This window comes from Microbacterium arborescens (assembly GCF_049707515.1).
Lineage (GTDB): Bacteria > Actinomycetota > Actinomycetes > Actinomycetales > Microbacteriaceae > Microbacterium > Microbacterium arborescens_B.
Map to the genome: position 1 here is coordinate 150,778 of NZ_JBNAFI010000005.1, position 18,610 is coordinate 169,387.

Below are 18,610 nucleotides of genomic sequence, written 5' to 3' on the forward strand. Positions count from 1 at the left end.
TGTCGTCCCTGAGTGCCCTCGGCACACCCTCGACGACCCCGACAGCACCCGCGCCTCTGAGCGCGCGGACACCGTGAGGACACGCTCGTGCGTTACGCAGAGAACATCGCCGAACTCGTCGGCAACACCCCGCTCGTGCGCCTGAACAGCGTCGCGCGCTCGACGCAGGCCACCGTGCTCGCCAAGATCGAATACTTCAACCCGGGCAGCTCGTCGAAGGACCGCATCGCCGCCCGCATCGTCGAGGCCGCGGAGCGCGATGGGCTGCTGCGGCCCGGCGGCACGATCGTCGAGCCCACGAGCGGCAACACCGGGGTGGGCCTCGCCCTCGTCGCCCAGCAGCGGGGCTACCGGATGGTCTTCGTCGTGCCCGACAAGTTCGCCGGCGAGAAAGTCGCCGTGCTGAAGGCCTACGGCGCCGAGGTCGTGATGACGCCGACGAGCGTGCCCCCCGAGCACCCGGATTCGTACTACAGCGTCTCGGACCGTCTCGCCCGCGAGATCCCGGGCGCGTTCAAGCCGAACCAGTTCGCCAACGCCAACGGGCCGCGCGCGCACTACGAGACGACCGGTCCGGAGATCTGGCGCGACACCGGTGGTCGCGTGACCCACTTCGTCGCCGGCGTCGGCACCGGCGGCACCATCACCGGCACTGGACGATACCTCCGTGAGGCCTCCGACGGAGCGGTGACGATCGTCGGCGCCGACCCGGCCGGGTCGATCTACAGCGGCGACGTCGGCCCCTACCTCGTCGAGGGGGTCGGCGAGGACTTCTGGCCCCAGACCTTCGACCCGTCGGTCGTCGACCGCTACGAGCGCGTCGGCGACCGGGAGGCGTTCGCGATGACCCGGCGCCTGGCGCGCGAGGAGGGGCTGCTCGTCGGCGGGTCGTCCGGCATGGCCGTCGTCGCGGCGCTGCGGACAGCGCGCGATCTCGGCCGCGACGACGTCGTGGTCGTCCTGCTTCCCGACCATGGCCGGGGCTACCTCTCGAAGATCTACGACGACGGCTGGATGCGGGACCACGGGTTCGCCGATCTCGTCGACGCACCCACCACTGACACATCCGATACCGACACATCCGATAACGACACAGCCGATTCCAGGAGCGACGTATGAGCACCCACGATTCCGCCCGCGGCCTCGCGAGCCTCGCCGTCCACGCCGGCCAGGAGTTCGACCCCACGACCGGTGCCGTCATCCCGCCCGTCCACTTCTCGACGACGTTCGCTCAGGACGGCATCGGCGGTCTTCGCGGCGGCTACGAGTACGGCCGTTCGGGCAACCCGACGCGCACGGCGCTGCAGGTCCAGCTCGCCGCGCTCGAAGGCGGCGCCCACGGCTTCTCGTTCGCCTCCGGACTCGCCGCCGAGGACGTCCTGTTGCGCGCGGCGCTTCAGCCCGGCGACGAGGTCCTCCTCGGCAACGACGTGTACGGCGGAACGCACCGCCTCATCGCGCGCGTCCTGGCTCCTTGGGGAGTGAAGCTGCGCGTGGTCGACATGAGCGATCTCGCCGCCGTGCGCGCCGCGGTCGTCGAGCGCGCGCCCCGGGTGCTGTGGGTCGAGACGCCGTCGAACCCGCTCCTGCGCATCACCGACATCGCCGGTCTCGCGGCGGTCGGGCATGAGGCGGGCTCGCTCGTCGTGGTCGACAACACCTTCGCGACGCCGGCACTCCAGCGCCCCCTCGAACTCGGTGCGGACGTCGTCGTGCATTCGACGACGAAGTACCTCGGCGGGCACTCGGATGTCGTCGGCGGCGCGCTCGTACTCGACGACGATGCGCTCGCGGAGAAGATCGGCTTCCTGCAGTACGCGGCAGGAGCGGTGTCGGGCCCGATGGACGCGTGGCTCACGACGCGTGGCATCAAGACCCTCGACGTGCGGATGCAGCGCCACAGCGAGAACGCCGCGGCTATCGCGGCGTTCCTCGAGGGGCACGAGCGGGTGGCGCGGGTGTTCTACCCGGGCCTGGCGTCGCACCCGGGCCACGAGCTCGCCGCATCCCAGATGACGCGTTTCGGCGGCATGCTCTCGCTCGCGCTGGAGTCGGGCGAGGCGGCGCGGCGCTTCGCGGAGTCGACCCGGCTCTTCCAGCTGGCCGAGTCGCTCGGCGGCGTCGAGTCGCTCGTGAACTACCCCGACGCCATGACGCACGCGTCGGTGCGCGGAACCGAAGCGGCCGTGCCGGTCGAGATCGTGCGGCTGTCGGTGGGCATCGAGTCGGTCGACGATCTGCTCGCCGACGTGGAGCAGGCGCTGCGCTGATCCCCCTGGGGCGAGGGCGTCCTAGCGCCGGAACAGTCGCCGACGGCGCCGGGTCGTGGCCGGGGGAGCGGCGGATGCCGCGGCGGCGGCATCCGCGCGGCGCTGACGCCACGCCGCGACCTCGCTCTCCACGTCGCGCGTCGGGGTGACGACGGGCGGTCCGCCCTGCAGCTGACGACGGGCCTCGATGACGCGCCGGTTGAAGTCGGTGACGTACTCCCGCACGTCTTCCTCGCGGGCGAGAGCATCCGCTCGTGCGTCGAACTCGGCGTGTTCGATGCGCAGAGTCAGCGCGGGCGGGCCGAGCCCGGTGAGCTGCTCTTCGCGGATCTTCCGCTTGATCCACCAGTCCGGGTCATGTTGCGGGCCGAGGTCGGCGATGGGCTTCCCGGCGCCGCGCAGATTCTCGAAGTCGCCGCGGCGGATGGCCTGCTGGATCACGGTCTCGACGTAGGCCGCCCGCTCGCGCTCGGTCGGCACCGGGGCCTCGGGCTCGGCGTCCTCGGTCTCCACGCCGTCCTGCCGTGCGCGATAGCGGGCCGCCGCGATGCGCGGGTCGTCGTTCATCCCGTCACCTCTCCTGCGGGTTCGTCGAACCAGGCTACGACGTGTTCGCGGGGCCAGGGCGGGATAATGAGGGGTGCCCGAAGACCCCCGTCCCGCTCCGCGCAGGCCGAGCTGGCGGACCGAGGCCGGCGAGGTCTTCCGCAGTCTCGGGCGGTTCGGTCCCTCGCCGGGGCCGCGTCTGCCGCTGGCGCTGCAGGCCGGGATCGCGATGGCCGTGCCGGTCGTCGTGCTCTCGGCGCTCGGCCGCGACGACCTGGGTCTCCTCTCGGCAACGGGAGCATTCGCGGTGCTCTACGGAGGCCGGCTGAGCGCACGTGAGCGCGCGGCGTTCGTGCCGCTCGTGGCCGTGGCGTTGTTCGCGATCGCGGCGGCCGGTGTCGGTGCGGCGTTCCTCGGACCCGTCGCCGTCGCGTTCGGGCTCGTCGCGGTCGCCGTCGGCGTCTCGGCGCTCTGCTTCGGATGGTCGGTCGGGCCGCCCGGGCCGTTGTTCGGCATCCTGGTCTACGGCCTGTCGGCGCATCTCGCCGACCCCGTCGCCGCGCACGTCGATCCACGGGTGTACCTGGCCGTGGTGGCGGGCTCACTGGTCTTCGCCAGCGTCGTCGTCCTCGCCCCGCTCGTTCGGCCGCGGCACCGGCGCGCGGCAGCGCGACCGCTGCGGGCGCTCTTCCCGGGGGCGCGGTGGGATGCCGCGGCCCTCACGCTGCTCCTCCGCGCGGCGGCCATCGCGGTCGTCGGGACGGTGCTCGCGACGATCGTCGATCCGGAGCGGGCCTATTGGGTGGTGGGGGCGGGCATCGCCGTGCTCGGGGTGAGCACGAGCCGCCGCGTCGCGCTGACGCGCGGCGTGCACCGTGCCGTCGGAACCGCGGTGGGCGCGGGGGTGTATCTCGCGCTGACGCTGGTTCCGTTCACGGGGATCGTGCTCGGGCTCGTGCTCGGACTGCTGCAGTTCGCGATCGAGCTGGTGGTGGTCCGGCACTACGCCCTCGCCCTCGCGTTCATCACGCCGCTGGTGCTGCTCATCCTCGGCGCCGCGGGCGTGGGCGGGCCCGACCTCGCGGTCGAACGCGTCGTCGACACGCTCGTCGGAGCAGGCCTGGGGCTGATCAGCGGCCTCATCGTGGTTCGGCGCCGCAGTTGACGCGAGGGCGCATGGCGCGTCATTAAATACTCGGTATGTATATACTCGCAAACTACATACCCAGTATGCGAAAGGACGACCATGTCGGTGCGACTGAGTCTCCTGGCGATCCTCGACCAGGGCCCCTGCTACGGCTACCAGTTGCGGGCGGAGTTCGACCGGCGCACCGGATCGACCTGGCCGCTGAACGTGGGGCAGATCTACAACACCCTCGACCGGCTCGAGCGCGACGGCCTCGTCGAGAAGGGGGCGATCGACGATCAGGGTCACGTCTACTGGCAGATCACGGATGCCGGCCGCGCGGAGGTGTCGACCTGGCTGCGGGCGCCCGTCGAACGCTCCCCGGGCACGCGCGATGAGCTCGCGATCAAGCTGGCCGTCGCGGCGACCCTTCCCGGCGTCGACGTCGCCGAGGTGATCCAGGCGCAGCGGCGCGCCTCGGTCGCGCAACTGCAGAGCCTGAACCGGGCGAAGTACGCGGGCAACGGCCCCGACGGCCCCGAAGAGCTGGCATGGTCTCTCGTCGTGGACTCGATGATCTTCGCGGCCGAGGCCGAGGTGCGTTGGCTCGACCACACCGAGCAGCGCCTCGCGCAGCATCCGCAGCACGCGATGGCGCTCGCCCTGTCGACCGACAAGCCGAAGCGTGGTCGACCGGCGAAGACGGAGGCCTCGGCCTGAACGACGACATCCCCTCCCTGGAACCCGCGCGCAGCGGCGGGCGCAGGAGCGTGTCCGCCGCGTTCTCAGCCGACTGTCAGGAGACGGTCGCGATCCGCATGCTCATGCGGATCGCGGCTGCTCACGGTCGTCGGATGCGAGCCGATTCCGTGGTCGGCGCCAATCCGCTTCGCGGGTCTTTCCGGATAGCCCCACGTGCGACAAAGAGCGCACGTGACGGAAGGAAGAGACATGCGTACGAACCTGAAGCGAGCAGCAATCTTCGGCACGGCGGGCCTCGGCGCCGCCGCCATCGCCACCGCCGGATTCGCTCTGCCCGCGTCGGCCGACGACACCTCGGTCGACTCGTCCACCACCGACACGAACACCTCCACCGACGTTTCGCCGTCCTTCGACGCCCTGTCGACGTGGCTCGATGACGTCATCGACGCCAACGGCAATGCTGTCGGCGAGAACGCCGCCATCGGCAACCTCGGTCTCGACGGCGGGCTCATCAACGGGCCGCTCGTCAGTGACGTCGGCAACGGCGCCCTGCTGTCGGGCAACGACACCCCGATCGGGTCGGGCAACGACATCGACGCGCCCGTCGATGCGCCCATCGGCTCGGGCAACGAGGTCGACGCTCCGGTCGGCTCGGGCAACGACACCGCGGTGGACGCGCCGATCGGCTCGGGCAACGAGGTCGGCAACGGCAGCGGCAACGGCAACGAGACCGGCAGCGGCAACGAGACCGGGAGCGGCAACGAGACCGACACGGACCTCGGCAACGGCACCGACGTCGGCACCGGCGATGTGAGCACCGGTGACCTCACGGGCGAGATCGGCGACACGGTCGACGGCGTCGTGGGCGATGTCACCTCCGACGTCGACGACCTGGTCGGCGGCATCCTCGGCGACCGCTGATCCTCGGCGACCGCTGATACTCGTGCGGTCCGGCTCGACAGAGGCGGCGCCGCAGAAGCCACGGGCGGCATCGACCACGGTCGGTGCCGCCCGTCGCCGTCCGACCGGATTCGCGGGGTCGCGGCACCCCCACGGCGATACACCTGTCGGACCGCCGGGGCTGGTGTCGCCTCGGCGGCGGTCGGAGGTCGCGCCAGCCCCACGCGCCCGACAGACGTATCGCGCGGGGTGCGCCGTCAGGCTCCGCGAGGCGGGGCCGAGGACTCCCGCGCCACCAGTTCCGCGAGGCGCACCGGAGGCCCGGGGGCAGGGGTGCCCTCGATGCGGGCGATCAGCTCCTCGACGGCGTAGCGGCCGGTTGCGGCGAAGTCGTTGCGCACGGTCGTCAGCGGGGGATCGAAGTACTCCGCCTCGGGGATGTCGTCGACGCCGACGACGCTGACGTCGGCCGGCACCGCGAGGCCCTGGCGCTTGAGCGCCAGCATGGCGCCGAGGGCCATCTGGTCATTGGATGCCACGATGGCCGTGCTCCGCAGCGGAGCGGAGGCGATCGCCGCGTAGCCGGATCCCGGTGACCAGTCGCCGTAGCGGGTGGGTTCGGTCTCGAGGCCGAGTGCGGTGGCCGCCGCGCGGAAGGAGCGTTCGCGGCTGCGGGCGGACGACCAGTTCGAGGGGCCGGAGATGTGCAGGAGGCGACGGTGGCCGAGCGCGGCGAGGTGCGCGACGAGCGCCTGGACTCCCGATTCGGAGATGCCGTGGGCGTCGTCGCTCTCGCGCTCGATCACCACGGGCACATCGAATCGCGCGGCCGTGACGGCATCGCGCATCTCGTCGGTCGACACGAGCGCGAGCACGCCGGCGAGACTGTGGCTGGTCAGTTGGCCGAGCGCGTCGTCGATGGCGTGCGGACTGTGCAGGTCGACCGAGATCAGATCGAGCACGTAGCCGGCATCGCGGGCCGCAGCCGCCGCACCCTCGGCGATGCGGCCGGGGCCGACCTGCGCCGTTTCGTGGGTGAGCGCGCCGATCCGGTGCGAGCGCCCCGACTTCAGGCTGCGCGCCGACATGTTCGGGCGGTAGTCCAGCTCGGCCAGCGCGAGCTCGACGCGCGCGCGGGTGGCGGGACGGATGCCCTCGTATCCGGCGAGGAAGCGACTGACCGTCTGGTGGGAGACTCCGGCTGCCGTCGCGACGTCGTAGATCGTCGCCGGCTTGCGCCCGCCGTGGTCGGCGAGATCCGTGGTCGAGGTCATCGTCCCCCCTTCGGGTAACTCGTGCGATGCGGCTCTTGACATCCAATGTTATCGGCAACATAGTGGAGCCCGACGGGGATTGTTATCGGAAACATCGGAGTTTCCGGTTCCCTGCGACGACGGAGTCACATGTTCTCGCGACCGAGCCATCGCCCGACCGGCATCCTCTTCGGTGCGGCGTATTACGCCGAGTACCACCGCGATGAGCGCACCGAGACCGACCTCGATCTGATGGCCGCCGCCGGGTTCACCGTGATCCGGGTCGGCGAGTCCGTGTGGTCCACCTGGGAGCCGCGCGACGGCGAATTCGACCTCGACTGGCTGCAGCCCGTCCTCGACGCCGCCCACGCCCGCGGCATCCGCGTCATCCTCGGCACGCCCACCTACGCCGTGCCGCCGTGGCTGCAGGCTGCGCACCCGGAGATCGCCGGCGAGACCCGCACGGGGCAGCCCGTGCCGTGGGGCGGACGGCAAGAGGTCGACTTCACCCATCCCGCCTTCCGGTTCCACGCCGAGCGCATCATCCGCGCCGTCGTGTCGCGCTACGCCGACCATCCCGCCGTGATCGGGTTCCAGGTCGACAACGAGCCCGGCCTGCTGCTGCTGCACAACCGCGGCACGTTCCGCCGATTCGTCCGCCGGCTCGAAGACCGCTACGGCGACGTCGAGACGCTCAACCGCGAGTGGGGGCTCACGTACTGGTCTCACCGCATCGCCGACTGGTCGGAGCTGTGGACCCCCGACGGCAACACGCTGCCCGAGTACGACCTGGCCTGGCGTCGATACCAGGCCGACCTCACCACCGAGTTCATCGCCTGGCAGGTCGGCATCGTCCGCGAGTACGCGGCGCCCGAGCAGTTCGTCACCACGTGCATCGCCTACCCGCGCCGCGCGGTCGCCGACGACGATCTCGTCCGCACCCTCGACATCACCGCGGGCAATCCCTACTACGCGATGCAGGACCACCTCGACGCCGGGCAGACACTGACTCCCGCCTCGCCGTGGACCACGAGCGGCGTGGCCGGGCTCTTCCGGCAGGCGGACCGGCTCTTCTCATCGAAGCAGTCGCGGTTCCTCGTCACCGAGACCGACGCGCAGTCGATCGGCGGGCCCGAGTTCAACCTCCCGCCCTACCCGGGCCAGCTCGCTCAATCCGCCTTCGCCCTGATCTCGCGCGGCGCCGCGATGATCGAGTACTGGCACTGGCACACGCTGCCCTACGGCACCGAGACCTACTGGGGCGGCGTGATCCCGCACAGCCTGGAGCCGGGGCGGATCTACCGCGAGGTCAGCGAGCTCGGCGGTCGCCTCCGGGCGATCGGGACGGCGCTGGACGGTTTCGAGCCGGATGCCGACGTGGCGATGCTCTGGTCGAACGACAGCCGGTTCGCCCTCGAGTTCTCGCCCCCGCTGGTCACGTCCGACGGAACGCCCGACACCGGTGCCTACACGCGGATCTTCGATGCCTTCCACGCCGGCGTTGTCGCGGCGGGCGCGCAGGCGCGCCTCCTCCACGTCGGGCAGGCGCGGGAGATCGGGGCGCGAGCCCTCGCGGAGCGCTTCCCGGTCCTCATCGCGCCGGCGCTGTACGTCGCCACCGACGCCGACCTCGACCTCCTGCGCGACTATGCGGCAGCGGGCGGCCGGCTCGTGCTGGGCATCCGCACCGGGTACGCCGACGAGGAGGGTCGTGCGCGCGTCGAGGTGGCGCCGCCGCGGCTGACCGAGGCGGCCGGCCTGGAGTACTCGGAGTTCTCGAACCTGCGGCATCCGCTCGGGCTCCGCTCGGACGTCTTCCCCGACGACGCGTCCGCGACCCTGTGGGCCGATGGGCTGGTCGCCCGCGACGCCGAGGTCCTCGCCGGCTACGACCACCCGTGGTTCGGCACGTTCGCGGCCGTCGCCGAGCATCCGCACGGCGCCGGCACCATCACGACCGTCGGCACCGTCCCCTCGCCCGAGCTGGCCGCCGCGCTGGTGGCCCGGCTGGTCCCGCATCCGATCGCCGATGTCCTGGCGCCCGAGCGCGCGCTTCCGGTGACCGTCTCGTCCGGGCGCACCGGGGCGGGCTCACGGGCGTGGTTCGTCTTCAACTGGGGATGGGAGCCGCAGCTGGTCACGCTCGCTGCCGCCGTCACCGATGCCGAGACCGGCGAGCACCTCGCCGCCGGCTCCGAGCTCTCGCTGCCCGCGTGGTCTACCCGGACTCTGCTGGAGCAGTGAGTCACCGAGGGATCTTTCGATCCGCACAATCACAGGAGGAAACCATGAGGAACACGCGGAGAGCAGCAGCGTCGGTGCTCGGAAGCGCCGCCGTTCTGGGGCTCGTGCTCACGGGGTGCAGCCCGAGCGCGTCGGATGCGCCCTCGGGAGAGGCGGTGACGCAGGACCAGATCGACGAGGCCATGACCACGCCCACCGAGCTGACGTTCTGGACGTGGGTGCCCGACATCGAGGACGAGGTCGCCCTCTTCGAGGAGAAGTACCCCGACATCAGCGTCACGGTCGAGAACGTCGGCCAGGGTCTGCCGCACTACCAGAAGCTGCGCAGCGCGATCGAGGCGGGCGAAGGCGCCCCCGACGTCGCACAGGTCGAGTATCAGTACATCCCGTCGTTCGTGCTGGGCGAGTCCCTGCTCGACCTCACGCCGTACGGCGCCGACGACCTCTCGGGCGATTACGTCGAGTGGGCGTGGAACCAGGTGTCGCCGGGCGAGGAGGTCTGGGCGATCCCGCAGGACGTGGGCCCGATGGGCAACCTGTATCGCGAGGACATCCTCGCCCAGGCGGGCATCACCGAGCCGCCGGCCACCTGGGAGGAGTACGCGACGGCCGCCGAGGCGGTCAAGACCTCCACCGGGTCGTACATCTCCAACCTCGGCGCGACCCAGGCCGGGCAGATGATCGGTTTCTTCTGGCAGGCCGGCGTCAAGCCCTTCGGCTACGACGGCGCCGAGACCGTCACGATCGACGTCAACAGCGAGGGGGCCAAGGAGGTCGCCGACTACTGGACCGACCTGATCCAGCGCGGCCTCATCTCCACCGACGTCGACTTCAACGACGCCTGGTACCAGGGGCTCGCGAGCGGCAAGTACGCCGGTTGGCTGACGGCCGCGTGGGGGCCCGTGTTCCTGCAAGGCACGGCGGAGGGCACCTCGGGGCTGTGGCGCGCGGCGCCGTTGCCGCAGTGGGAGGCCGGGCAGAACGTCTCGGGCAACTGGGGCGGCTCGGCCGACGCGGTGCTCGCCAGCAGCGAGAACCCGATCGCGGCGGCCATGCTCGCGCAGTTCATCAACCACGACGAGGAATCGGCGATGCAGCTGGCGACGCAGCAGTTCCTCTACCCGCCGCAGACGTCGGTGCTCGAGGATCCCGCGTTCGTCGACCAGGAGTCGGAGTTCTACGGCGGCCAGCAGGTCAACAAGCTGTTCGCGGAGATCTCCGACACCGTCGACACGGACTTCCAGTGGCTGCCGTTCATGGACTACGTCTACTCGAGCTACGAGGAGACCCTGGGCACGGTGATCGCCGACCGCGGCGACATCTCCGCCGCCCTCGACACCTGGCAGGACCAGCTCGTGTCGTACGCCGAAGCCCAGGGCTTCACGGTCCAGTGAGCACGTGGGGGCCCGGCTGCTGCCGGGTCCCCACCCCTTCCTCAGGAGCAACATGTCCACCACGCAGACCCGAGCCGGCACCACCCGCCGCCCCTCGACCGCGACGCGGAGGCAGCATCGCGCGGCCTACCTCTTCGTCCTTCCGTTCTTCGTCGTCTTCGTGGCGATGCTCGTCGTGCCGCTCGTCTACTCCGGCTACCTCAGCCTCTTCGAGAGACGGCTGATCGGAGGCGAGAGCTTCGTCGGCCTGGCCAACTACCTCCGCGCCTTCGGCGACCCCAACTTCTGGGGCGGGCTGGGCCGGGTCGCGACGTTCCTCGTCGTGCAGGTGCCGATCATGCTGGGCCTCGCGCTCTTCTTCGCGCTCGCCCTCGACAGCGGCCGCGCCCGGGGATCCCGCAGCGCCCGGCTGCTCATCTTCATGCCGTACGCCGTCCCCGCCGTCATCGCGACCCTGATGTGGGGCTACCTCTACGGACCCGACTTCGGGCCGCTCGCGCAGATCGCGCGGGCCGCCGGGCTCGGCACCCCCGACTTCCTGTCGCCGCAGAGCATCCTCGGGTCGATGATGAACATCGTCACCTGGGAGTTCGTCGGCTACAACATGATCATCATGTTCGCGGCGCTGCGGGCGATCCCCGCCGAGCTCTACGAGGCCGCCGAGATCGACGGGGCCGGTCAGTTCCGCACCGCGTGGAGCATCAAGATCCCCGCCATCCGACCCGCGATCATCCTCACAGTGATCTTCTCGGTCATCGGATCGTTCCAGCTCTTCAACGAACCGAGCCTCCTGAACGCCGTCGCCCCCGACGCGATCTCGAACTCGTTCACACCGAACTACTACGCCTACAACCTCGCGTTCATCAATCAGGAGCTGAACTACGCCTCCGCCATCGCATTCCTCCTGGGGCTCGTCATCGCCGTCGTGTCCTACGTGGTGCAGCTGGGCGAGCAGCGCCGGGAACGCCGCGAGCGAAAGGGAACGGCATGACCTCCCTCGAGACCCGGGCCATCGTCACAGGTCGCCCGCCCCGCAGCCGTCGCCGGCCGCGACCGTACACGCCGCAGCGGCGCCGGAGCTGGCTGCTCACCGTCGTCCTATGGGCCTGCGTCGCCTACTTCCTGCTGCCGCTGTGGTGGCTCACGGTGGCCTCGACGAAGGACACGTCGGCGCTCTTCTCGTCGTTCGGGCTGTGGTTCGCGCCGGAGTTCTCGTTCTTCGACAACCTCGCCGATCTGTTCACCACCCGAGGCGGGCTGTTCAGCCGCTGGATGCTCAACACGGTGTTCTACGCGGGCGTCTCGGCGATCGGCGCGACGCTGCTGGCCGCGATGGCGGGCTACGCCTTCGCCAAGTACCGCTTCCCGGGCAGCTCCGCCCTGTTCAGCATCACGCTCGGTGCGATCATGATCCCGCTGACGGCCCTCGCCCTGCCGACCTACCTGCTGTTCTCGCGGGCGGGCCTGACCGATACGCCCTGGTCGATCATCATCCCCTCCCTGGTGTCGCCCTTCGGCGTGTACCTCATGCGGGTGTACGCGGCCGACGCCATCCCCGACAGTCTCATCGAGGCGGCGCGGATGGACGGGGCGGGGGAGTTCCGGATCTTCTGGCAGGTCGGCCTGCGGCTCATGGGGCCGGGACTGGTGACCGTCTTCCTCTTCTCGCTCGTCGGCACGTGGAACAACTACTTCCTGCCGCTCATCATGCTCAACTCGTCCGACCTGTACCCGATCACCGTCGGGCTCGCGCAGCTTCAGGCCGCTGCGTCGGCGGGCGGCGGGTCGCAGGCCGTGTTCTCCACCGTCATCACCGGGTCGTTCGTCTCGATCCTCCCTCTGGTCATCGCCTTCCTCTTCCTGCAGCGGTATTGGCAGTCGGGGCTGGGGACCGGAGGGGTCAAGGGTTGAGCGCCCGCTACCCTGGCGCAGTGAGCGAAGCGATGCCGGGGCGGACCCGAGTGGGGGTGCGGGACGTCGCCGCCGCAGCCGGCGTCTCGACGCAGACGGTCTCGCGGGTTCTGAACGACCACCCGCATATCCGCCCCGAGACCCGCGATCGCGTCGTCGCGGCGATGGCCGAGCTCGGCTATCGCGTGAACAACGCGGCGCGGGCGCTCGGCACGGCGACGACGCGGACGATCGGGGTGATCGTCTCCGACACCGACCTGTACGGACCGGCCGCCGGTATCGGGGCGCTCGAGCGCGCGGCTCGCACGGCGGGACGCTGGATCGCGACGGCGTACGCAGACGGGTCGGACGGCGCCGGCGTGACGGCCGCGGCCGACCACCTGTTGGCTCAGGGCGTCGACGGCATCATCGTCGTGGCACCCCACACCGCGGCCCTGGAGGCGCTCGCCGCGGCGGGCCTCGACGTGCCGGTCGTGCTGTTGCATTCTCGGGCAGACGATCCGGAGCAGCGCGGTGGCGGACCCGACCGCGGCGCCGAGGGAGCCGCGCTCGCCGTGGATCACCTGCTGGATGCCGGGCACCGCCGCATCGCCCAACTCTCCGGCCCGGCCGCCTGGCTCGAAGCCGTCGCCCGGGACGCCGGCGTTGAGTCGGCGCTGGCGCGGCGGGGCGAGGAACTCGTGAGCCGGTGGCGAGGCGACTGGTCGGCGGCATCCGGTGCGGCACGCGCGCCGGAGATCGCGCGCGCGGTGCGCGGCCCGGAAGGTCCGACGGGGGTCGTTGTGGCGAACGATCAGATGGCCCTCGGTCTCGTCTCGGGGTTGACCTCCCTCGGGCTCCGTGTGCCCGAGGACGTCAGCGTCGTCGGGTTCGACGACCATCCCGACGCCGCGTTCTACCGCCCCGCGCTCACGACCGTGCGGCTCGACATCGCGGGGGAGGCGGAGCGGTGCGTCAGGATCCTGCTGGGCGACCGGGCGCCGGCGCAGCCCGAGGCGCCCCGCCTCGTCGTCCGCGCCTCGACCCGGGAGATCTGACGACGCACACGATCGGATCACCCTCGCGCCGGAGCTGTGTTACCGGTAACATGAATCATCCGCGGCACGACCAATGGAGGCATCCGTGACCCACACCGCCACGCGCGACCGATCCGCACAGCGCGACGACATCCTCGCTGGCCGCACGAGCCTCGGCATCGAGTTCGGCTCGACCCGCATCAAGGCGTGCCTGGTCGGCCCCGATCCCGCCGAGGTCCTGGCGACCGGATCGCACGCGTGGGAGAACCGCTTCGAGGAGCGCCGCTGGACCTACGCCCTCGAGGATGTGTGGGCCGGGGTGCAGGCGGCGTACGCAGAACTCGTCGCCGGCGTCGCCGCGGAGTACGACGTCGTTCCCGCGAGTTTCGGCGCGATCGGGGTCTCGGCGATGATGCACGGCTACCTCGCCTTCGACGCCGACGACCGGCTCCTCGTCCCGTTCCGCACCTGGCGCAACACCAGCACCGGCGCGGCCGCAGCCGAGCTCACCGAGCTGCTCGGCATCAACATCCCGCTGCGGTGGTCGATCGCGCACCTGCATCAGGCCGTCCTCGACGGCGAGGCGCACGTCGCCGACATCCACCACGTGACCACCCTCGCCGGTTACGTCCACGCCCGACTCACGGGGGAGAAGGTGCTCGGCGTCGGCGACGCCTCGGGCATGTTCCCCATCGACCCGGCGACGCGCGACTACGACCAGCGCCGGGTCGACCTCTTCGACGCCCACGCCGCCGGTCGCCTGCCGGCCGGCCTCCGCGCCCTGCTCCCCGAGGTCCGCGTCGCCGGCGAGGTCGCCGGCTCGCTCACGCCGGCCGGCGCTGCGCTGCTCGACCCGTCGGGGACGCTGCGTCCCGGCATCCCGTTCTGCCCGCCCGAGGGCGACGCCGGAACCGGCATGGTCGCCACGGCCGCCGTCGCTCCCCGCACGGGCAACGTCAGCGCGGGCACGAGCATCTTCGCGATGGTCGTGCTCGAGGGGCCGCTCCAGAGCACGCATCACGAGATCGACGTCGTCACGACTCCGGCGGGCGACCTCGTCGCCATGGTCCACTGCAACAACGGGGCGAGCGAGCTCGCGGCCTGGGTGGCGATGTTCGAACGCTTCGCCGTCCTCTCGGGCGCCGAGCCGGACGCCGACGCCGTCTACGACACCCTCTTCCGCGAGGCCCTCTCGGGCGATCCGGATGCCGGCGGGCTGCTCGCGTACAACCACCTCGCCGGTGAGCCGATCGCGGGCACCGACGAGGGCCGGCCGCTGTTCGTCCGCACTCCCGACAGCCGCTTCACGCTCGCCAACGCGGTTCGCGCCCAGCTCTACGGCGTGTTCGGCACGCTCGCGCTCGGTATGCGCGTCCTCGACCGCGAAGGGGTGCGGCTCGATCGGATGTTCGCGCACGGCGGCATGTTCCGCACCGCCGGTGTCGCACAGCGCTTCCTCGCCGCCGCGCTCGGCGCACCGGTCGCCGTCGGCGACACCGCGTCCGAGGGCGGGGCATGGGGCATCGCCGTCCTGGCCGACTACCTCGCCCACAGCGACCGGCTCGACCTCGACACCTACCTCCGCGAGCGTGTCTTCGCGTCGGCATCCGTCGACGTCGCCGAGCCCGATTCGGCGGATGCCGCCGGCTTCGCCGCATACCTCGATCGCTACGACGCGGGTCTCGCCATCGAGCGCGCCGCCGTCGCAGCACTGTCCTGACCCGTCCGACACCACTGGAAGAAGAACAATGACCCTCTCCACCTCTCTCGAGCAGTACACCGTCTGGTTCGTGACGGGCAGCCAGAACCTCTACGGCGAGGAAACGCTGCGCCAGGTCGCGGAGCAATCGCAGCAGGTCGTCGAAGGCCTCGCCGGGCTGCCGGTCCGCGTCGAGTGGAAGCCCGTGCTGAAGGACTCCGACTCGATCCGCCGCCTCGCCCTCGACGCGAACGCCGACGACTCGGTCATCGGCGTCATGGCGTGGATGCACACCTTCAGCCCCGCCAAGATGTGGATCACGGGTCTCGACGCGCTCCGCAAGCCCCTGCTGCACCTGCACACGCAGGCCAACGTCGAGCTGCCCTGGGCCGACATCGACTTCGACTTCATGAACCTCAACCAGGCCGCCCACGGCGACCGCGAGTTCGGCTATATCCAGACGCGCCTCGGGGTCTCGCGCAAGACCGTCGTCGGACACGTCTCCAACCCCGAGGTCACCCGTCAGATCGCGGACTGGCAGCGTGCTGCGGCCGGTTGGCAGGCCGCCCGCACGCTCAAGCTCGCGCGCTTCGGCGACAACATGCGCTACGTCGCCGTCACCGAGGGCGACAAGACCGAGGCCGAGCTGCAGTTCGGCGTGCAGGTGAACACCTGGGGCGTCAACGAACTGGCGGATGCCGTCGCGGCGGCCTCCGACGCCGACATCGACGCGCTCGTCGAGGTGTACCTCGCGCAGTACGACGTCGCCGAGGAGCTTCTCCCCGGGGCCGAGCGGCACCAGTCGCTGCGCGACGGCGCGGCCATCGAGATCGGGCTGCGCTCCTTCCTCGAGGCGGGCGGGTTCGGCGCCTTCACGACGTCGTTCGAAGACCTCGGCGAGCTGAAGCAGCTGCCGGGGCTCGCGGTTCAGCGCCTCATGGCCGAGGGCTACGGCTTCGGCGCGGAGGGCGACTGGAAGACCGCCATCCTCGTTCGGGTCGCCAACGTCATGGGAGCGGGGCTTCCGGGTGGTGCGAGCCTCATGGAGGACTACACCTACGACCTCGTGCCCGGCTCGGAGCGCATCCTCGGTGCGCACATGCTCGAGGTCTCGCCGTCGCTGACGACCGCCAAGCCGCGTCTGGAGATCCACCCGCTCGGCATCGGCGGCAAGGACGACCCGGTGCGCCTGGTCTTCACCGCCGACCCCGGCCCGGCTCTCGTCGTCGCGATGAGCGACATGCGCGACCGCTTCCGCCTGACGGCCAACGTGGTCGAGAACGTCGAGGCCCCCGACCTGCCGAAGCTGCCCGTGGGGCGTGCGATCTGGAAGCCGGCACCCGACTTCGCGACCTCGGCCGCGTGCTGGCTCGCCGCCGGTGCTGCCCACCACACCGTCATGACGACGGCGGTCGGCATCGAGGTGTTCCGCGACTTCGCCGAGATCGCGGGCACGGAGCTGGTGGTCATCGACGACGACACGACGGTGCGAGGATTCCAGAAGGAGCTCCGCTGGAACCAGGCCTACTACCGCCTGGCGCGCGGACTGTGACCTCCGAGCACCAGAACCGAGAGGGGACGCCCGTGGCGGCATCCGGAACGTCGTACGTGCTGCGATTCGGCGACACCGAGGCGAGCGTGGCGAGCGTGGGAGCGTCTCTGCGCTCCTTCCAGGTCGCCGGACGCGACCTCGTCGTGCCCTACGGCGAGGACGAGGTGCGGCCCGGCTACCGCGGCGCGACGCTCGCTCCCTGGCCGAATCGCGTCGTCGACGGTGAGTACGAGGTCGCCGGTACCCGGTACCGACTCGCGCTCACCGAGCCGGAACGGCACCACGCCCTGCACGGCCTCGTCGCCTGGCTCGACTTCGAGCCGGTGGTCGTCGCTGCCGACCACGTGACGCTCGGTGCGACGATCGTCGCGCAGACGGCCTATCCGTGGACGGTCCGCGTCGAGACGACCTATCGCCTCGGTGCGGACGGCCTCACGCAGACCGTGCGTGCGACGAACGAGAGCGCGGATGCCGCGCCCTACGGAACCGGGCCGCATCCCTACCTCGTCGCCGGGCCGTCGCCGCTGGATGAGTGGACGCTCGAGCTGCCGGCCGAGCGCGTGCTCGAGGTGACCCCCGATCGGCTGTCGCCGGTGAGGCTGGCGGACGTCGCGGATGTCGCCGGGTTCGACTTCCGTGAGCCCCGGACGCTCGGCTCGATCGAGATCGACCACGCCTTCACGGGCATCTCGCGCGCCGCGGACGACGAGGCCGCCGTGCGCGTGATCGACCCCTCGGGAACCGGCGTCGCGATCTCGTGGGGCGCCGCGTGCTCGTGGGTGCAGGTCCACACGGCCGACCTTCCGGGCGGGCCGGCTCAGCCGGGGCATCGTGCGGGTCTCGCGGTCGAGCCGATGACGTGCGCGCCGGACGCTTTCAACGCGAGCCGCTACGACTATGACCCGGGCCTCATCCTCATCGAGCCGGCCGAGACGGTCGAGGCCTCCTGGCGCATCAGCGCGATCTGATCGAGCCCGATCGGACAGCGAAAGGCCCGGGCAGCATCGCCGCCCGGGCCTTTCGCTGGTTCAGTGACCGTGCTCGGTGGAGAAGAGCGGGTGGTCGGAGTGGCTCGGCGCGGCACGACCGGCCTCGGTCGCGCCGAGTGCCGGGGTGACGAGGCCGGCGACGATGACGCAGCCGGCGACGAGTCCCCAGACGCTCGTGCGCTGAGCGGTGCGGTCCTGGGTCGCGCGCGCGTCGCCCAGGGCGGAGCGTGCCCGTCGCACGACGGCGGCCGCGGCCACGCCGTAGGCGACGTGGAGCAGCGCCGTGACGCCGACCGCGTGCACGCTGACGCGCTGGGGATCGGCTACCAGTGCGACGCCGGCGACGACCGTGCCGACGACGGCGATGGCCATCGCGACCCGGGGTGCGACGAGGCGGCCGCGGGCCAGGGCGGCGACGCCCCAACCGAGCGCAGCTGCCCCGGTCACGACCGCCAGGACACCGGCGCCGCGATCGGCGACGCCGGTGCCCTGGGTGATCATGCCGGCGCCCACGCCGAGCTGGAGCAGACCAGCCCCCCACGCGGCGAGCGTGGGCCAGGAGCGGGTGAGCGCGGCGGCGTTCATCAGACCGTGGCGGTGCGGTGGTGGTCCACCGCGCGGTCAGCGCCGAGACCGACGCCCAGCAGCACGAGCGCGCTGGCGAGGTGGAGGAAGTGGTCGGCGGTGTTCAGGGCGAGCACGTTGGCGGCGCTGTCCTGGATGAAGAAGCCGACGATGCCGAGCAGCAGGTATGCAGCACCGATGGTGATGTTGACGCCCTTCGCGGCGCGGACGTTCGAAAGGCCGCCGATGAGCAGTGCGGCACCGATCAGGAGGTGCGCAATGTTGTGCAGCGGGTTGACCTCGAAGATGCCGAGCAGCAGGCCACCTTCGGTGGCGATGAAGTCGACGCCGGCGGTCACGGTGAAGCCGAGAAGGCCGACGAGGATGTAGACGGCTCCGAAGATGATCGCCACGAGGCGGTTCGGTGATGTACGCATGAGGGTT

The 18,610-nt window shown here is 71.0% G+C and carries 17 protein-coding genes; 13 read left to right on the forward strand and 4 right to left on the reverse strand.

Annotation, left to right across the window (positions count from 1 at the left end):
- Positions 1 to 87: 87 nt before the first annotated feature.
- Positions 88 to 1,119 (forward strand): pyridoxal-phosphate dependent enzyme, encoded by a 1,032-nt coding sequence (locus ACPYN5_RS11345; RefSeq protein ID WP_424449097.1) that lies wholly within the window; start codon positions 88 to 90, stop codon positions 1,117 to 1,119.
- Positions 1,116 to 2,270, forward strand: a complete 1,155-nt coding sequence (locus ACPYN5_RS11350) for a cystathionine gamma-synthase (protein ID WP_424449098.1) — start codon at positions 1,116 to 1,118, stop codon at positions 2,268 to 2,270. Before ACPYN5_RS11345 ends, ACPYN5_RS11350 begins: the two co-directional genes overlap by 4 nt.
- A 21-nt stretch (positions 2,271 to 2,291) precedes the next feature.
- On the opposite strand, the gene ACPYN5_RS11355 is transcribed toward ACPYN5_RS11350, so the two are convergent.
- Positions 2,292 to 2,837, reverse strand: coding sequence for a DnaJ family domain-containing protein (locus tag ACPYN5_RS11355; RefSeq protein ID WP_424449099.1), 546 nt, complete (start codon positions 2,835 to 2,837; stop codon positions 2,292 to 2,294).
- Positions 2,838 to 2,910: 73 nt separating this feature from the next.
- Between ACPYN5_RS11355 and ACPYN5_RS11360 the strand changes: the two genes are divergently transcribed.
- From ACPYN5_RS11360 to ACPYN5_RS11370, 3 genes are all read left to right on the forward strand, one after another.
- Complete coding sequence (locus ACPYN5_RS11360) at positions 2,911 to 3,981, forward strand: FUSC family protein (protein ID WP_424449100.1); 1,071 nt, start codon at positions 2,911 to 2,913, stop codon at positions 3,979 to 3,981.
- Between the two features lie 81 nt (positions 3,982 to 4,062).
- Positions 4,063 to 4,662 carry a PadR family transcriptional regulator gene (locus tag ACPYN5_RS11365; protein WP_424449101.1) on the forward strand — a complete coding sequence of 200 codons (600 nt, stop codon included), beginning with the start codon at positions 4,063 to 4,065 and terminating at the stop codon, positions 4,660 to 4,662.
- 231 nt (positions 4,663 to 4,893) lie between these two features.
- Positions 4,894 to 5,565 carry a hypothetical protein gene (locus tag ACPYN5_RS11370; protein ID WP_424449102.1) on the forward strand — a complete coding sequence of 224 codons (672 nt, stop codon included), beginning with the start codon at positions 4,894 to 4,896 and terminating at the stop codon, positions 5,563 to 5,565.
- Between the two features lie 236 nt (positions 5,566 to 5,801).
- Here the strand turns inward: ACPYN5_RS11370 and ACPYN5_RS11375 are convergent, their stop codons facing one another.
- The gene (locus tag ACPYN5_RS11375) at positions 5,802 to 6,818 is read right to left on the reverse strand and encodes a LacI family DNA-binding transcriptional regulator (RefSeq protein WP_424449103.1); all 1,017 of its coding nucleotides are present in this window, start codon (positions 6,816 to 6,818) and stop codon (positions 5,802 to 5,804) included.
- A gap of 129 nt (positions 6,819 to 6,947) precedes the next feature.
- Here ACPYN5_RS11375 and ACPYN5_RS11380 point away from each other — a divergent pair, with 129 nt between their 5' ends.
- The 8 genes from ACPYN5_RS11380 (at position 6,948) to ACPYN5_RS11415 (ending at position 17,581) form a co-directional block, all read left to right on the forward strand.
- On the forward strand, positions 6,948 to 9,041 hold the full coding sequence (locus ACPYN5_RS11380) for a beta-galactosidase (RefSeq protein ID WP_424449104.1): 2,094 nt from the start codon (positions 6,948 to 6,950) through the stop codon (positions 9,039 to 9,041).
- A gap of 44 nt (positions 9,042 to 9,085) precedes the next feature.
- Positions 9,086 to 10,435 (forward strand): ABC transporter substrate-binding protein, encoded by a 1,350-nt coding sequence (locus ACPYN5_RS11385; protein WP_424449105.1) that lies wholly within the window; start codon positions 9,086 to 9,088, stop codon positions 10,433 to 10,435.
- A 52-nt stretch (positions 10,436 to 10,487) separates the two neighbouring features.
- The gene (locus tag ACPYN5_RS11390) at positions 10,488 to 11,426 is read left to right on the forward strand and encodes a carbohydrate ABC transporter permease (RefSeq protein ID WP_424449106.1); all 939 of its coding nucleotides are present in this window, start codon (positions 10,488 to 10,490) and stop codon (positions 11,424 to 11,426) included.
- Entirely contained in the window at positions 11,423 to 12,346 is a 924-nt protein-coding gene (locus ACPYN5_RS11395; RefSeq protein WP_424449107.1) for a carbohydrate ABC transporter permease, read from the forward strand. Before ACPYN5_RS11390 ends, ACPYN5_RS11395 begins: the two co-directional genes overlap by 4 nt.
- Positions 12,347 to 12,366: 20 nt before the next feature.
- On the forward strand, positions 12,367 to 13,383 hold the full coding sequence (locus ACPYN5_RS11400) for a LacI family DNA-binding transcriptional regulator (RefSeq protein WP_424449108.1): 1,017 nt from the start codon (positions 12,367 to 12,369) through the stop codon (positions 13,381 to 13,383).
- Positions 13,384 to 13,456: 73 nt separating this feature from the next.
- Positions 13,457 to 15,082 (forward strand): xylulokinase, encoded by a 1,626-nt coding sequence (locus tag ACPYN5_RS11405; protein WP_424449109.1) that lies wholly within the window; start codon positions 13,457 to 13,459, stop codon positions 15,080 to 15,082.
- Positions 15,083 to 15,110: 28 nt separating this feature from the next.
- Positions 15,111 to 16,613, forward strand: a complete 1,503-nt coding sequence (gene araA, locus ACPYN5_RS11410) for an L-arabinose isomerase (RefSeq protein ID WP_424449110.1) — start codon at positions 15,111 to 15,113, stop codon at positions 16,611 to 16,613.
- 32 nt (positions 16,614 to 16,645) lie between these two features.
- A complete protein-coding gene (locus ACPYN5_RS11415; protein WP_424449111.1) occupies positions 16,646 to 17,581 on the forward strand; it encodes an aldose 1-epimerase family protein in 936 nt (311 codons plus the stop codon).
- Between the two features lie 60 nt (positions 17,582 to 17,641).
- Here ACPYN5_RS11415 and ACPYN5_RS11420 read toward each other — a convergent pair whose 3' ends face one another.
- Together ACPYN5_RS11420 and ACPYN5_RS11425 are read right to left on the reverse strand one after the other, a co-directional pair.
- Positions 17,642 to 18,187: a hypothetical protein gene (locus ACPYN5_RS11420; RefSeq protein ID WP_424449112.1), complete on the reverse strand. Its 546-nt coding sequence runs from the start codon at positions 18,185 to 18,187 to the stop codon at positions 17,642 to 17,644.
- Complete coding sequence (locus tag ACPYN5_RS11425) at positions 18,187 to 18,603, reverse strand: DUF4383 domain-containing protein (protein ID WP_424449113.1); 417 nt, start codon at positions 18,601 to 18,603, stop codon at positions 18,187 to 18,189. The genes ACPYN5_RS11420 and ACPYN5_RS11425 overlap by 1 nt, the downstream gene beginning before the upstream one ends.
- Positions 18,604 to 18,610 lie beyond the last annotated feature (7 nt).

Bases quoted from the DNA above. Each gene is read 5' to 3' on its own strand.
- ACPYN5_RS11350 (WP_424449098.1), top strand. From the start codon at position 1,116: ATGAGCACCCACGATTCCGCCCGCGGCCTCGCGAGCCTCGCCGTCCAC.
- ACPYN5_RS11355 (WP_424449099.1), bottom strand. From the start codon at position 2,837: ATGAACGACGACCCGCGCATCGCGGCGGCCCGCTATCGCGCACGGCAG.
- ACPYN5_RS11405 (WP_424449109.1), top strand. From the start codon at position 13,457: ATGGAGGCATCCGTGACCCACACCGCCACGCGCGACCGATCCGCACAG.
- ACPYN5_RS11395 (WP_424449107.1), top strand. From the start codon at position 11,423: ATGACCTCCCTCGAGACCCGGGCCATCGTCACAGGTCGCCCGCCCCGC.
- ACPYN5_RS11385 (WP_424449105.1), top strand. From the start codon at position 9,086: ATGAGGAACACGCGGAGAGCAGCAGCGTCGGTGCTCGGAAGCGCCGCC.
- ACPYN5_RS11380 (WP_424449104.1), top strand. From the start codon at position 6,948: ATGTTCTCGCGACCGAGCCATCGCCCGACCGGCATCCTCTTCGGTGCG.
- ACPYN5_RS11420 (WP_424449112.1), bottom strand. From the start codon at position 18,187: ATGAACGCCGCCGCGCTCACCCGCTCCTGGCCCACGCTCGCCGCGTGG.
- ACPYN5_RS11370 (WP_424449102.1), top strand. From the start codon at position 4,894: ATGCGTACGAACCTGAAGCGAGCAGCAATCTTCGGCACGGCGGGCCTC.
- araA (WP_424449110.1), top strand. From the start codon at position 15,111: ATGACCCTCTCCACCTCTCTCGAGCAGTACACCGTCTGGTTCGTGACG.
- ACPYN5_RS11365 (WP_424449101.1), top strand. From the start codon at position 4,063: ATGTCGGTGCGACTGAGTCTCCTGGCGATCCTCGACCAGGGCCCCTGC.
- ACPYN5_RS11390 (WP_424449106.1), top strand. From the start codon at position 10,488: ATGTCCACCACGCAGACCCGAGCCGGCACCACCCGCCGCCCCTCGACC.
- ACPYN5_RS11375 (WP_424449103.1), bottom strand. From the start codon at position 6,818: ATGACCTCGACCACGGATCTCGCCGACCACGGCGGGCGCAAGCCGGCG.
- ACPYN5_RS11425 (WP_424449113.1), bottom strand. From the start codon at position 18,603: ATGCGTACATCACCGAACCGCCTCGTGGCGATCATCTTCGGAGCCGTC.